Origin of the sequence: Halomonas sp. AOP27-A1-41 (assembly GCF_052378605.1) — a bacterium.
GTDB lineage: Bacteria > Pseudomonadota > Gammaproteobacteria > Pseudomonadales > Halomonadaceae > Vreelandella > Vreelandella citrativorans.
Genome location: NZ_JBQSXT010000003.1, coordinates 198,020 through 211,374, shown reverse-complemented (window position 1 = coordinate 211,374; position 13,355 = coordinate 198,020). Strand labels below are relative to the sequence as shown.

Sequence of the window (13,355 nt, the reverse complement as noted above, 5' to 3'; positions counted from 1 at the left end):
CCAGGGCCGTAAACCAGAGTGCTGAGCCACTGGCAGCCCCCATGGCATAGGCGCCGGGAATAGATTGCTGAGCACCGAGTGAGCCGATCAGCAATACGGTATCAATATAAACATGCGGGTTGAGCAGCGTTACCGCGAGTGTCGCCAGTATGACCGCAGCAAGAGAGCGTGGGGGCGTACCGCCTGCCTCAAGTCCGTTAGGGCGCCAGGCACGGCGTAGTGCCTGACTTGCGTACCAAAGCAGAAACGCAGTGCCACCCCAGCGAGCAATGGCCAATAGAAGGGGATTCTGAGCCAGCAGGTTCGCCAAACCAAACACGCCTGCGGTCACCAGCACGGCATCGCAAACAATGCACAGCAGAGCGACCGGAATATGATGTTCGCGGCGCAGGCTTTGCGAAAGCACAAACGCATTTTGAGCGCCAATCGCCATGATTAACCCCATCCCAACCAGCAGGCCATTGCTGTAACTCTGCCACATGCTCTCTTTCCTGTTATGAAGTGCGTTATGAATACTGCAGTGAATATCGCTGGTCAGTGTGCGGAGATTACCTGTATAAGAAAAACGAATAATGCTGATGTCTCATTAGGAAAAGTGATTGCTGGATTACAAATTATTGGCGGCGTTGGCCGCCGTCATAGAGCAGGGTGGTTTTGAGCGAGGCGCGCAGGTGCTGGGGTTATCGCAGTCAGCTATCTCCCAGCGGATCAAGCTGCTTGAAGCGCGTATTGGTCAGCCCGTTCTGGTGCGTGCCACACCGCCTGCGCCCACCGAGGTAGGACGCCAACTGCTTAACCATGTGCAGCAGGTGCGCTTACTTGAACGCGACTTAAAGGGTCAGGTGCCGGTATTAAGCGAGGCCGTACCGGAACGCCTGCGCCTGGCGATTAACGCCGATAGCCTGGCGACGTGGTGGGCATCAGCGGTGGGGGATTTCTGTACCAACCAGAACGTATTGCTGGAACTGGTAGTGGAGGACCAAGAGGTAGGACTAAAGCGCATGCGTGCTGGTGAAGTAGCGGGGTGTGTCTGTGCCGCCGAACGCCCGGTTGCGGGTGCCAACAGCGTAGCGTTAGGTGCCATGCCTTATCTTGCCGTGGCAAGCCCGGCCTTTGTCCACCGCTACTTGGCAGAAGGCATCAATGCCCAGGCGTTGGCCCGCGCACCGGCAATTGTGTTTGGAACCGATGATCAGTTACAGCATCGATTTTTGGCGGAACTTGGCGTAACGGGAGGGTTTGATTACCACCTATGCCCCTCTTCCGAAGGCTTTGTACGGTTAATGGAAAGCGGGCTTGGCTGGGGGATGGTGCCAGAGCTTCAAGTGCGAGATGAATTGATTAAAGGCACGCTGGTGGAGCTGATGCCGGGGCGTGCTATTGATGTGCCCCTTTATTGGCACTATTGGCGCAGTGGAGGCCGCCTGCTAACCGAGTTAACGCAGCACCTTTGTCGTGAGGCAAAAGGGGCATTGGTGCCGCTTTAACGGTCATTGCCGCTGTCAAACGACTGTCATCATTTTTGGTTAGGATAATTTCCTTTGATGACGGTGCTAATCCTATGCCCATTCCTGCGCTTGCTATTGAAGGTTTGCATAAATCGTTTGGTGATAAAAAAGCGCTGGATGGTATCGACCTTCACCTATCGAGCGGCAAAGTGCTGGCCCTGCTAGGCCCCTCCGGCTGTGGTAAAACGACATTACTGCGCTGTATCGCTGGGCTAACCGGCATCGATAGCGGGCATATTTCCCTGAATGGGCAGCTTGTGGCTCAGCCTCAGCGTCATTTGAGCCCCAACGATCGAAAGCTCGGTATGGTCTTTCAGGATTATGCGCTCTGGCCGCATATGAGCGTGGCGCAAAACGTAGCGTTTCCTTTGGAAATGCAAGACGTTAACCTCAAGGCGCGCAAAGAGCAGGTAGCCTGGGCGCTGTCGCTGGTCGGCCTTGGCGACTATGCCGACCGCCAGCCGGGGTCGCTCTCCGGCGGGCAGCAGCAGCGCGTTGCTCTGGCACGCGCCATCGTGGCCAAGCCCAGGCTTTTGCTAATGGATGAGCCGCTCTCCAATCTGGATAAAGGGCTTCGCGACAATCTGGCGCTGGAAATCCGAGCCCTGATTGAAGAGCTTGCTCTGACGGCCGTGTTTGTCACCCACGATCAGCACGAAGCCTTTGCCCTGGCTGATGAGGTGGCAGTGTTGCAAGCGGGGCATTTGCAACAGGTGGCCTCCCCGGAAGCGCTTTATCAAGCGCCCGCTACCCCCTCGATTGCCGCGTTTATCGATGCCGGTGCGGTGCTTGATGGACACTTCGATGCAGATGGCTTTCATGTTGCTGGCCAAACGTTACGCGTCATGGCTCACCGTGATTACACCGGCCTGGCACGCCTTCTGCTACCTCGCCGGGCACTTACACTGACGTCGCCAACTCAGGCTGATGTGATTGCCAAGGTAAAAGGTCGGCTGTTTCAGGGCGACCACACCGCACTAACGCTGTCGCTTAATCAACATACCCATATAAAACTGCGCGTACATGGCACGCTGGTGCCACCGGAATCCGTTGGCCTGACGGTAGACGTCACATCACTACGCGCCTGGCTACCCACTGGCGAGGCGCTTTCCTGTTCCCCTCTGCATGCTGCGGAGCTTTGCTAACACATTTATCCCACTATAAGGAATGTCGCATGCTTTCTCGATTGCTTTCCCGCTCTGGGCTGGTGTCGCTTACGGGCGCCGCAATTTTTAGTCTGGGTAGTCAAGCTCATGCTCAGGCGTTGACGGTCTACTCGGCAGGGCCGAACTCGCTGATTGAACGTCTGGCGGCCGATTTTACCGAGCAAACCAATATCGATGTGAATGTGTTTCAAAGTACGACAGGCCAGGTAATGGCCCGGTTGGAAGCCGAGCGTGCCAATCCGTTGGCAGATGTCGTCATTTCTGCTTCTTGGGATAGCGCTACGTCGCTTTCGGAAGATGGTCTCTTGCACGCTTATCGATCTTCTAATGCGGCCACTGTGCCTGATTTCCTGCAGGCGGATGACTACGTCGCCCAGGGCGTTTCGGCGCTGTCGCTGGTCTGGAACCAAAATAGTGATACGCCGCCACCCAGCGACTGGTCTGATCTGGCTGACCCGGTTTACGCCGACCAGGTAACTATGCCTGATCCCGCTCAGTCGGGGGCCGCTTTTGAGCTGGTGGCCGGCCTTTTGACAGCGACGGGAGAAGACGCAACGTGGTCGCTGCTGGAAGCACTGATGGACAACGGTATGGTGGTGCCCGGGCCTAATGCTCGCGCGCTGAACCCCGTATTGCAGGGCGCCAAGTCTGTTGTGTTTGGCGCCGTCGACTATATTGCGCTTACCCAACAGGAAAGCGGCGAGGCGATTGAGGTCATTTTCCCCGAAAGTGGTACGGTTATCGCGCCGCGCCCGATGATGATTCTCGAATCCAGCGCTATGCAACATGAGGCCGAGCAGTTCATCGATTACGTGCTCTCTGATCAAGGCCAGCAGCGGGTTGCTGAAAGCTACCTGATGCCAGCACGTAGTGATATCGAAGCACAGCGCCCGACGCTGAATGAACTGACGCTGATTGATATCGATAGCGAAGCAATGAACGAGCAGCGTGACGTCATTCTGGAACGCTTTCGTGAGCTGACGGGCGGGTGATGAAATCGATCAAAGCCCTCAACCTGCCTCGTTTGGACGGGGCAGGTATCGTGCTGTTGCTCACGGTGCTGATACTGCTTTTATTAGTGGGCTTGCCGCTACTGTATATCGTTTTGCAGGCCATCTTTCCGCTATGGTCGCGCGGTGATCTCTCTGGTGCTTTTACACTGTTCGTGCCAACGCTTGTCGACCCTGCACTGCTTAAACTGCTGGGCAATACGCTGCGTCTGGGCCTTGCCGTGGTCTTGGTCTGTGCCGTGTTGGCCATACCGCTTGGCGCGCTGCGGGCGCTTACCCGTGTGCCGGGCGGCGCTATTTGGGATCTGATTTTTCTGATTCCGTTTATGATTCCGCCGTATATCGCAGCGCTTTCCTGGATGTTGACGCTTCAGCCGCGCGGCTATGCGCAGCAGTTAATGGGTATCGACGCGAGCCATTTTCTGTTCTCTTTCTACGGCATTGTGTTCGTGATGGTGCTGAACGTCTTTCCCGTGGTCTATTTTGCCGTTTCGCGCACCATGATGAGCGTGGGCGGGCGTTACGCGTCGGCTGCCCGCGTTTGTGGCGCGGGCAAATGGCAGGCGCTTTGGCGCGTCACTCTGCCACTCTCGACGCCCGGTATTGCGGCCAGCCTACTGCTGGTTTTTGCACTCACGATTGAGGAGTTCGGCACGCCAGCCACGCTGGGCGCTCAGGCGGGCTATCACGTTTTAGTGACCGGGATTCATCAGCGCTTTTCCGACTGGCCAATCGATATCCCCGGTGCCGCCGTGCTGTCACTGTTGCTTGTGATGCTGGCGATGGCCGCCTTCTACGTCCAGCACTGGCTGGTAACGCGGCGTTCGTTTATCAGCCAGACCGGCAAGCCAGCGACGGGGGAGCGCGCCGAGCTTGGAAAATGGAAGTGGCCGACCTTAGTGCTTTTTACAGCCGTGGCGTTTATCTCGGTTGCCGTTCCCCTGCTGGCCGTATTGGCGACAGCGCTGACGGGAACGCTGTCGGGCGGACTTACGCTGGATAACCTGTCGCTACGCCACTTCGAGGCGCTGTTTGCCAATCGTGGCGGTGCCATGCAGGCATTGGGGACAAGTTTGAGCCTGGCCGTTGGCGCCGCTTTGCTCACAGGCGTATTGGGAGCCCTGGTTGGCTATATGGTGGTGCGCGCTCAAGTACGTGGCAAAGGGCTGCTCGATTTACTGTCGTTGCTGCCCAACACCCTGCCTGGGGTCGTTGTCGCAGTAGGTTTGATTCTGGCGTGGAACCAGAGCCATTGGCCCATTCAGGTGTACAACACCGGGGCGATGCTGCTGCTGGCGTATGCGTGTCTGCTGCTTCCTTACCCTGTGCGCTATGCCAGTGCGACTTTCCGGCAGATGGGGGAGAGCCTGGAAGCGGCTGCCAGAGTGTGTGGTGCCGGGTTTGTCACGACGTTTCGGCGTATCTTGCTGCCGGCGCTGGCGCCGAGTCTTCTGGTATCCATGCTGCTGGTGTTTGCCATCGCTTCTAGAGAGCTGGTGGCATCACTGATGGTGGCGCCGGCAGGCATGAGCACCGTATCGACATTCGTATTTGGACAATTCGAGCAGGGCTCACCGGGAGTGGGAATGGCGATGAGCGCCGTGGCGATTTTTACCACCACGGCACTATTGGTCGGGCTAACGGCCTTCAGCCGCAAACGGTTGCCCATCGCCAGCTAGATACGCCTTTAAAAAACGGCGCGCACAGCAAGGTACAGCACTGAAGGGGCAAGCAGTGCGCCCAGCCCGGTATAGAAAGTGGCCGTCATGGCACCATAAGGCACCAGTTTCGGGTCGGTGGCAGCAAGGCCTGCCGCCACGCCACTAGTGGTGCCCATCAAGCCACCGAAGATCATCGCAGAGCGCGGGTTGTCCAGACCGATATGGCGGGCAGCGATGGGGGTCAGCACCATCACCAGAATCGATTTGAAAAGGCCTGCTGCAATCGAAAGCGCAATAATGTCGGAAGAGGCGCCAATGGAGGCGCCGGCAATGGGGCCAACAATGTAGGTGACGGTACCGGCACCAATGGTGGTGAGCGAGACCGGGTCCCGATAGCCAAATGCGTAAGCCACGGCCACACCCGCCACGAAGGACACAATGACGCCCAAAAACAGCGCGATGATACCGCTGATTCCCGCTGCACGAATTTCCTGAAAGCGCACCCCGTAAGCTGTGGCGATGATGGCCAGGTCGCGCAGCATCCCGCCACCCATTAGCCCAAGCCCTGCAAACAGGCTGATATCGGCAAGCCCACGGCTACCGCCGGTATGAACGCCGCCAAAATAAGCGAGCGCGAGGCCCACCATAATCGCAATGGCTGAGCCGTGAACGCGGCCCTTGGTCAGCTTGTCGCTGACCAGATAAGAGATATACATTGCACCGCCTACCAGCGCAAAGGCGGCGATTAGGTGCTGTTTTTCGAGCTGAGTGACGAACGATTCAATCATAACGATAGCCTCAGGTTAGCGGGCCGTGCGCGTGCGCGCAGACGCCGGAGAAGATGAAGAGGTTTTGACCCGAGACTTACTGGCCTTACTGGCGCTTGAAGCAGACGCAACCGCTGTCGTGGATGAGGATTTCGGATGACCGAGACGAGTGAGGAAGGGCACCAATGCAAAGCTTGCGGCAACGGCCACCAGGCTTGCCAGGAGCGCGATCATCCCACCATCAAAGGCAGCGGCAACATCTTGACTCGCCGCCATGGCCACCACAATGGGGATATACATGCCGTTCCAGAAGGTGATGCCGCTTTCGGTACCGCTGGGCATTTTTCCCTTGTCCATCAGGTAGCCGCCCAGAAAAATCAGCATCAGCATGGCAATGCCGACGCCGCCTACGTTGGAATTGACGCCCAGCAGCATGCCCAGCACATCACCTGCCCATAGGCCAACCAACATACACCCTGCGAGCAGGGCAACTCCGTAAATCACCATGGCAATCTTCCTGTTTTATCGTTGTTGTATGGAGCTATCTTTAACCGCAGTCAGGGCTTAGCCCTTCCCCTGCGGCGCGGGATCCAGCATCAAGCGTTAGCGGCGGTGTGCTCCTTTTTAAAGGTGTCAGCGTAGGTGTCACGCAACTGATTCTTCTGCACTTTGCCCATAACGTTGCGAGGGAGCGCATCGGCAAAGAAAACCCGCTTGGGCTGTTTGTAGCGTGCTACCTGGTCCTTCAGCGCGGCCAGTACCAGTGCTTCGCTAACGGCGTCTGAAGCACTGGGGACCACCACGGCGACGACCCCTTCGCCCAGGTCGCTATGAGGCACACCAATAACGGCCGACTCCATTACGCCGGGCAGGTCATCAATCAACTGCTCAATCTCTTTCGGGTAGACGTTGTAGCCGCCGGAGATCACCAGGTCCTTATCGCGGCCCACGATATTCAGGTAGCCTTGGTCATCCATCAGGCCTAAATCGCCGGTAATGAAAAAGCCGTCATCACGAAACTCCGCCTTGGTCTTTTCGGGCATGCGCCAATAGCCCTGAAAAATGTTAGGCCCGCGTAGCTCAACCATGCCGGTTTCCCCTTGGGCAAGTGCGGCGCCACTTTCACGGTCGGCAATCCGTACTTCTACGCCTGGCAAGGGCTTGCCCACGGTGCCGGGCCGACGCTTGCCATTGTAGGGGTTGGAGGTGTTCATGTTGGTTTCGGTCATGCCGTAACGCTCAAGAATGGCGTGGCCGGTACGTGCTTCAAACGCTTCATGGGTTTCCGCCAGCAGCGGCGCCGAGCCCGAAATAAACAGGCGCATATTGGCAACGACATCGCGGTTTAAACGCGGCGAAGCGAGCAGGCGGGTATAGAAAGTGGGTACGCCCATTAGCACGCTGGCATGGGGCATCAGGTCAAGCAGCTCATCCACGTCCAACTTGGGTAGGAACGTCATTGACGCGCCGTTAATTAGCGTAATGTTGCACGCTACAAAAAGCCCATGGGTATGGAAAATCGGTAGGGCATGAATCAGGTGATCGTGCTCGGAATAGTGCCACGCCTCGCTCAACGCCTGGCTGTTGGAGGCCAGATTCTGGTGGCTTAGCATGGCGCCCTTGGAGCGCCCGGTGGTACCCGAGGTGTACAGGATGGCCGCCAGGTCGTCGGCCGATACCTCACACACCTGCTCGGTTTCGGAGGCCTTGTCGACCTTCTCCATCAGGCTGCCGTCGGCGTTGGTGCCCAGGCTTTCTACATGGGCAACGCCGCTGGCGATAGCGCGGGCATGTTGCAGCACCTCTGGGCGGCAAACATAAACGTGTGGCTCGGCATCTTCCAGAAAGTAGGCGATTTCGCTGTCGGTATAGGCGGTATTCAGTGGCAAATACACCGCGCCGACCTGAAGGCAGGCAAGATACAGCATCACGATCTCAGGGCTTTTGTCGACCTGTACGGCCACTCGGTCGCCCGGTGAAACGCCCAGCTCAATCAGGGTACTGGCCATTCTTCGACTGGTAGCGAGAACATCGCTGTACCGGTAGCGCTTGCCGTTGAGCGTATCCATCAGCACCTTATTGGGCTGACGTTCAAAATGCGGATAGAACTTGAGATAAAGATTGTGGTTCATGAAAGGGTCCTTTTTATTATCCAAAGCGCTCGCTGTTAGGCGTTCGCTTCACTGTTGAAATACTGGCCTGCCTGATTGGCTAAACGGCGAATGTCATTGGCACATACCACGCTATGGTTGCGAGTATAGGCTTCGTGGTTTTGCTCAATACGCTCCAACTGATAGAGGTAGTTAACCATCAGGCCGTGGGCCTGTTGCAGACCTTTGGATGAGGTGTCACCCAGCCAATTCAGCCGATGAAGGCTGGCACCATTGCCTAAATGAAAACGCGCGACCGGATTGAGCGGTTGGCCACTACGGTGCTTGGCCTCGGTTAAGTAATAGGCGGCCAGGCGCATGAACTCTTTATGCGCGGCGGCGGGCAGCTCGGTTGCTTCATGGTCCTGTAAAAAGGTGCCTAGCGTCTCTGGCAGTACCAGTGACTGCGAGGCACGCTGCTCGGCGAGCCAGTCGGCGAAACCGGGTACCGGCGAAAGCGTGACAAAGTTCTTCAACTGCGGCAGCTCGCGGCTAAGCTCCTGTACGACTTGCTTGATCAAAAAGTTGCCGAACGACACCCCTTTAAGTCCTGCCTGACAGTTGCTGATGCTGTAGAACACCGCAGTGTCGGCTACCTCCAGCGGCACTTCTTCGCCATGTTCCAAAATACGCTGAACGTTGTCGGGGATACCTTTACAAAGCGCCACTTCCACAAAAATAAGCGGCTCGTCGCCGGTGGCCGGGTGGAAAAAGGCGTAACAGCGGCGATCATCTGGATCAAGGCGGCGGCGCAGGTCGCGCCAGTCGCTGATGGCATGCACCGCCTCGTATTGAATGAGCTTTTCCAACACGGCGGCGGGCGTATTCCAGTCGATGCTTTCCAGCACCAGAAACCCCCGGTTAAACCAGGAATTAAACAGATGCGAGAAGTCGCTGTTGAGCGCGGCAAGCTCTGGCGTATGGCGCAATTGCTTGAGCAAGTCGGCACGCATCTTGACCAGCTCGAAGGTGCCGCCTGGGCAAAGGTTCAAACGGCGCAATAAATCCTGACGACGCGGTTCACAAGCGTTAAACAGTTGTTCCAGCGCGGCGTTATCCTCCGACGCACAGTACGCTTTGTAGGCGCTATGGATGGCGCTAGGCTCAGCGGAATAGTCGCTGGCCAGCAGCGAAAAGAACGCCAGTCTCTCTTCAGGCGCCAACTGCTGATAATGAGTGAGCGCACGCTGGGCGGTCATTATCTGGGAGGCTTCACCGCCACGCTCCATCAGCGTTGCACAGGCTGATGAGAGAGCTTGCAAGTGCGCACCACTGCTTTGTGCGGTGTTAGACGCGTTACCCAAGAGACGTGTACGCGTACTGATATTGGAGAGTAGCCCTTGAAGAAACGTCATGTTCACATTCATGCACATCGACCTCTGGATGGGCGGTCCCTTGGCAGGGCACGCTTGACGGCGTAGAGAAATTTATTAGGCGCCTTGTTATATATAACAAATAGAGGTTTAAAATATTTAGGTCAAGCGTGGCAGGGGTAGACATAAGGTGAAGGCTTGGAGAAAAGCGCGTGAGAATAGCGGGTTAGCCAGCAAAAAAGGACAGGCAGAGAAGCCTAATAAAGGGCTGCTGTACGAGTGAATACTGGTGAAGGAGAAGCGTTGTATCACCCGTGCAGCAGCATAAAAAGCAGACGCGTGTTAACGGGTTGAGACGTTATTCAGGGTCGCGGTCAACATTAAGCGGCGACCATGCCTGGCGCACGGGCATGATTTCCAAGCGATTAATATTAATATGCGCGGGCAGTGTGGCGAGATAGTAGAGCTGCTCGGCAATGTCTTCGGCCTGAAGCGGCGTAGTACCGCGATACAGTGCATCGGAGGCTTCCTGATTGCCTTTCGTGCGTACCAGGGTGAATTCGGTTTCCGCCAGGCCCGGGGCAAGGTCGGTAACCCGTACGCCAGTGCCTAATAAATCGCAGCGCAAGTTGTAGCTAAACTGTTGAACAAACGCTTTGGAGGCGCCGTATACATGGCCGCCAGGGTAAGGCCACTGGCCTGCCACAGAACCAAGATTCAAGATGCTGGCACCTTTACCATGCGCCAGTAGCAGTGGCATCGCGGCGTGAGTGACGTTGACCAGCCCGGTGATGTTGGTATCAATCATGGTATGCCAGTCGTTGAGGTCGACCTGCTGCGCAGGCTCGGGCGCCAGTGCCAAGCCTGCATTATTGATCAAGCAGGTGAGCGGCAAAAAGCGCTCAGGTAAATTGCTGATAGCGTTGGTGACCGCGTCGCTATCGCGTACATCAAGTGTCAGGGTTAATACCGGCACCTGCTGTGAAAGCTCGCTCTCAAGCGCTTTCAAGCGCTCTTCCCGGCGGCCAGTCAAAATCAATGACCAGCCTGCTTTTGCAAAACGCATGGCGGCGGCCTTACCAAAGCCGGATGTTGCACCGGTAATTAAAACGCTGGGCATTGCGAAGACTCCTTTAGTGGGCGGACACAATAGATTCAGTCCTAATGTAGCCTGTTTCGCTTGGCTTCTTGAAGGCTTAATGGCTATTTGCTTGATGCCAATAGATTAGCCTAACTGACGACGCCAGCGATTCTCTATGGTATCAAGCTCGGCCGGACCGTAGTGAGCGCTGCTTTGGCCTGAATAATGTCCCCAGAGCTGATCGCCTAAGTCGTAATGCCACCACTCACTAGGTAAGTTAGTAAACCCTTGGGCGGCCATAGTGTGGTAGAGCAAGCGCCTATGGCCCCGGGCTTGACGCTGCGATTCATTAAGGCTTCCCAGTTGTTCAAAATGATCCGTATGTGAAGCTGGCAGCGTCTCATCAAACAGTGTGCCCATATCTAACGGCACACCATCCAAGCCGCAGAGTGTGATGTCAACCGCCCCTCCGGTTAAGTGAGGGCTGGGAGCACTGCTATCCCGGCTAGGTATTGAGACAAACTCGCGGGTGCGGCATAAAAGCTCGCTATCGCTCAGCGTAGGTTCACGATGGCGAATCGCCTCCTGTAGCGTTTCGAATAGATACTGTTGAACCCGCCAAGGGCGCCAGCCGTCTAGCACAATCAGCCCGATATCCTTGGGCAGGCTACGAGCAGCAGCTACCAGCGCGCGGTAGACACCTTCACGTACAAAGCATTCGTTCACGGCGCCGGGTATACCCAGCCGGGCATAGGCGGGGAAGACGCGAACCGATGGCGAGGCCAGGCTCATGGGAAGCAGGCGTTCTCCATTATCGGCAATTGGCAGGCGGCTCACCTGCTCCCAGTGAGGAGCAGGATGGCTTGGAATCGGCGACAAGGCCTTATCAGAGAGCAAATATGCAGACATTGTCTTATCCAAAAGAGGTGGGTAGCCACAGTGCTAGCGCAGGGAAAAAAATAATTAGCAACAGCACGGCGATAGCCGTTAGTACAAAGGGCCAGATTGTTCTGAATAATGAGACAATTTCCAGTCGGCTGACCGCGGCGGCTACGAAAACACAGGCACCCAAGGGCGGAGTGATTAAGGCGATTGTGATATTCAGTGTAATAATTACGCCTAGGTGCACCGGATCGATACCTGCCATCATGGCGACCGGTGCAAAGATAGGAGTTAGCAGCATCAGAGCTGATACCTCTTCCATGAACATGCCCGTCAGGAAGGTAATCACACTAAGCAGGAGTAATATCATGACAGCATTGTCGATATAGGGCGTAAGCAGAGAGACAAACTGCGCGGGCACTTGAGCGTAGGAAAGTAACCAACTGATGGTTGCTGAGGCGGCCATGATCAGAAAAATGGCGCTTGTAAGACGCGCAGTATCTGCTACTGCCTGCCAGCAGTGGCGCAGGTGCAAATTACCCAATACCACACCGCATAGTCCGACATAAAGCGCTGTAAGTGCTCCGGACTCGGTAGGCGTCACAAATCCTAGAACAATGCCTGCTACGATAATAAATGGCGCCACTAGCGCTGGAAGGGCGGCAATAAAGGCAATCAGCAACTGATACAGCGACGGCAAATTACCACTTTTAGGCAGTCTGTGACGCCAAGCGTACCAAGCATTCATGCTCATGAAGGCAATGCCTAGCAGAAGGCCCGGTATAATACCGGCTAGAAACAGATCCCCTACTGAGGTGTTGGTTAGCGATGCATACAGAATCATGAAGATGCTGGGTGGTATAATCGGACCGATTAACGAGCTACCTGCTGTCAAACCGGCTGCAAACGCCCGTGAATAGCCTTCTTTCTCCATGGCCGGCACCAGCAGCGAGCCAAGCGCAGAAGTGTCTGCCACGGCGGAGCCGTTAACGCCAGCGAAGAAAACGCTAGATACCACGTTGACATGCCCCATACCTCCGCGTAGATGGCCGACCAATAGCCGCGCAAGGCCCATCAGGCGTTCTGTCAGGCCGCTAGCATTCATCAGATTACCTGCCAAGATGAATAGCGGAATCGCCATCAAGGAAAAAACGTTGATGCCACCAAAAAACTGCTGCGGCATCATACGTGGAATCATGGAGGGGTCGACAAACATAAAGCCAACCAGCGCTGTAACCAGCAGCGAAATAAATAGTGGTAAACCGAGTAGCACATGGACTAAAAAAACGCCCAGCATGGTAATAATCATGCCCTGTCCTCCACGGTTTTAAGCGGGGCGGGACCATAGAGCAGGATATGCCAAGCCAGCAGGGCAAACCCCAATGGCAAGGAAAGCAGGGGTACTGAGCGGCTGATACCTAGACCCGATGTAGTAAACATATTAACCGATAGCGCGTAGCGGTAGCTGACCCAAGTGCCACCGACGGCTAGAAATAGTGTAAGCAGCCATTGGTACAGGTTTAAAAGACGTGCCAACGGCGCCGGCAAGAGTCGTTCCAGCAGACCAACCCGCATATGTCCACCTTCAGACCATACGGCGCCAGCGGCGATCATTACGGTAGCAATAATCAAAAAGCGTGACAGCTCGTCGGTCCAGATGGGAGCGCCGCCTGCGATATAGCGGGTAAAGACGCCGTATAGAATGGCGAGCACATTCACTGATAGTAGCAACCCAGCTAGGGTAAGCGTGACCGGGCGGCTAATGGCCAGCATGTGGTGGCGAAGCGTGGTCAACATGATGATATTCCCGACAACAC

Annotated in this window: 13 protein-coding genes; 4 read left to right on the top strand and 9 right to left on the bottom strand. The window is 56.0% G+C overall.

The genetic code is table 11. The features are described 5' to 3' along the window. On the bottom strand, positions 1-481 hold a 481-nt coding region (locus ACT3TC_RS04200), incomplete at its 3' end, for a LysE/ArgO family amino acid transporter (protein WP_444639234.1). Positions 482-599: 118 nt separating this feature from the next. Between ACT3TC_RS04200 and ACT3TC_RS04195 the strand changes: the two genes are divergently transcribed. The 4 genes from ACT3TC_RS04195 to ACT3TC_RS04180 all read left to right on the top strand — a co-directional run bounded on the left by ACT3TC_RS04195 (position 600) and on the right by ACT3TC_RS04180 (position 5,363). Next, positions 600-1,487 carry a LysR family transcriptional regulator ArgP gene (locus ACT3TC_RS04195; protein ID WP_444639232.1) on the top strand — a complete coding sequence of 296 codons (888 nt, stop codon included), beginning with the start codon at positions 600-602 and terminating at the stop codon, positions 1,485-1,487. 74 nt (positions 1,488-1,561) lie between these two features. Then, positions 1,562-2,653 (top strand): ABC transporter ATP-binding protein, encoded by a 1,092-nt coding sequence (locus tag ACT3TC_RS04190; protein WP_444639231.1) that lies wholly within the window; start codon positions 1,562-1,564, stop codon positions 2,651-2,653. Between the two features lie 29 nt (positions 2,654-2,682). Continuing rightward, on the top strand, positions 2,683-3,666 hold the full coding sequence (locus ACT3TC_RS04185) for an ABC transporter substrate-binding protein (protein ID WP_444621587.1): 984 nt from the start codon (positions 2,683-2,685) through the stop codon (positions 3,664-3,666). Then, positions 3,666-5,363 carry an ABC transporter permease gene (locus ACT3TC_RS04180; RefSeq protein WP_444621586.1) on the top strand — a complete coding sequence of 566 codons (1,698 nt, stop codon included), beginning with the start codon at positions 3,666-3,668 and terminating at the stop codon, positions 5,361-5,363. Before ACT3TC_RS04185 ends, ACT3TC_RS04180 begins: the two co-directional genes overlap by 1 nt. Positions 5,364-5,371: 8 nt before the next feature. Here the strand turns inward: ACT3TC_RS04180 and madM are convergent, their stop codons facing one another. From madM to ACT3TC_RS04140, 8 genes are all read right to left on the bottom strand, one after another. Beyond that, positions 5,372-6,133, bottom strand: coding sequence for a malonate transporter subunit MadM (madM, locus tag ACT3TC_RS04175; RefSeq protein WP_172117866.1), 762 nt, complete (start codon positions 6,131-6,133; stop codon positions 5,372-5,374). A gap of 15 nt (positions 6,134-6,148) precedes the next feature. Further along, positions 6,149-6,619, bottom strand: coding sequence for a malonate transporter subunit MadL (gene madL, locus ACT3TC_RS04170; RefSeq protein WP_087110906.1), 471 nt, complete (start codon positions 6,617-6,619; stop codon positions 6,149-6,151). 89 nt (positions 6,620-6,708) lie between these two features. Beyond that, positions 6,709-8,244, bottom strand: a complete 1,536-nt coding sequence (locus ACT3TC_RS04165; RefSeq protein ID WP_444621585.1) for a malonate--CoA ligase — start codon at positions 8,242-8,244, stop codon at positions 6,709-6,711. 35 nt (positions 8,245-8,279) lie between these two features. Next, positions 8,280-9,617, bottom strand: a complete 1,338-nt coding sequence (locus tag ACT3TC_RS04160) for a malonyl-CoA decarboxylase (protein WP_444621584.1) — start codon at positions 9,615-9,617, stop codon at positions 8,280-8,282. A 316-nt stretch (positions 9,618-9,933) separates the two neighbouring features. Next, complete coding sequence (locus ACT3TC_RS04155) at positions 9,934-10,695, bottom strand: SDR family NAD(P)-dependent oxidoreductase (RefSeq protein ID WP_444621583.1); 762 nt, start codon at positions 10,693-10,695, stop codon at positions 9,934-9,936. Positions 10,696-10,800: 105 nt separating this feature from the next. After that, complete coding sequence (locus ACT3TC_RS04150; RefSeq protein ID WP_441677362.1) at positions 10,801-11,565, bottom strand: M15 family metallopeptidase; 765 nt, start codon at positions 11,563-11,565, stop codon at positions 10,801-10,803. A gap of 4 nt (positions 11,566-11,569) precedes the next feature. Then, the gene (locus ACT3TC_RS04145; RefSeq protein WP_444639229.1) at positions 11,570-12,847 is read right to left on the bottom strand and encodes a TRAP transporter large permease; all 1,278 of its coding nucleotides are present in this window, start codon (positions 12,845-12,847) and stop codon (positions 11,570-11,572) included. Beyond that, positions 12,844-13,335 (bottom strand): TRAP transporter small permease, encoded by a 492-nt coding sequence (locus ACT3TC_RS04140; RefSeq protein ID WP_444639228.1) that lies wholly within the window; start codon positions 13,333-13,335, stop codon positions 12,844-12,846. Before ACT3TC_RS04140 ends, ACT3TC_RS04145 begins: the two co-directional genes overlap by 4 nt. Between the last annotated feature and the right edge of the window lie 20 nt (positions 13,336-13,355).

What these genes read in the sequence shown, in the direction of transcription:
- madL (WP_087110906.1), bottom strand. Translation starts at nt 6,619, where the DNA reads ATGGTGATTTACGGAGTTGCCCTGCTCGCAGGGTGTATGTTGGTTGGC.
- ACT3TC_RS04185 (WP_444621587.1), top strand. Translation starts at nt 2,683, where the DNA reads ATGCTTTCTCGATTGCTTTCCCGCTCTGGGCTGGTGTCGCTTACGGGC.
- ACT3TC_RS04140 (WP_444639228.1), bottom strand. Translation starts at nt 13,335, where the DNA reads ATGTTGACCACGCTTCGCCACCACATGCTGGCCATTAGCCGCCCGGTC.
- ACT3TC_RS04145 (WP_444639229.1), bottom strand. Translation starts at nt 12,847, where the DNA reads ATGATTATTACCATGCTGGGCGTTTTTTTAGTCCATGTGCTACTCGGT.
- ACT3TC_RS04150 (WP_441677362.1), bottom strand. Translation starts at nt 11,565, where the DNA reads ATGTCTGCATATTTGCTCTCTGATAAGGCCTTGTCGCCGATTCCAAGC.
- madM (WP_172117866.1), bottom strand. Translation starts at nt 6,133, where the DNA reads ATGATTGAATCGTTCGTCACTCAGCTCGAAAAACAGCACCTAATCGCC.
- ACT3TC_RS04190 (WP_444639231.1), top strand. Translation starts at nt 1,562, where the DNA reads ATGCCCATTCCTGCGCTTGCTATTGAAGGTTTGCATAAATCGTTTGGT.
- ACT3TC_RS04165 (WP_444621585.1), bottom strand. Translation starts at nt 8,244, where the DNA reads ATGAACCACAATCTTTATCTCAAGTTCTATCCGCATTTTGAACGTCAG.
- ACT3TC_RS04155 (WP_444621583.1), bottom strand. Translation starts at nt 10,695, where the DNA reads ATGCCCAGCGTTTTAATTACCGGTGCAACATCCGGCTTTGGTAAGGCC.
- ACT3TC_RS04180 (WP_444621586.1), top strand. Translation starts at nt 3,666, where the DNA reads ATGAAATCGATCAAAGCCCTCAACCTGCCTCGTTTGGACGGGGCAGGT.
- ACT3TC_RS04160 (WP_444621584.1), bottom strand. Translation starts at nt 9,617, where the DNA reads ATGACGTTTCTTCAAGGGCTACTCTCCAATATCAGTACGCGTACACGT.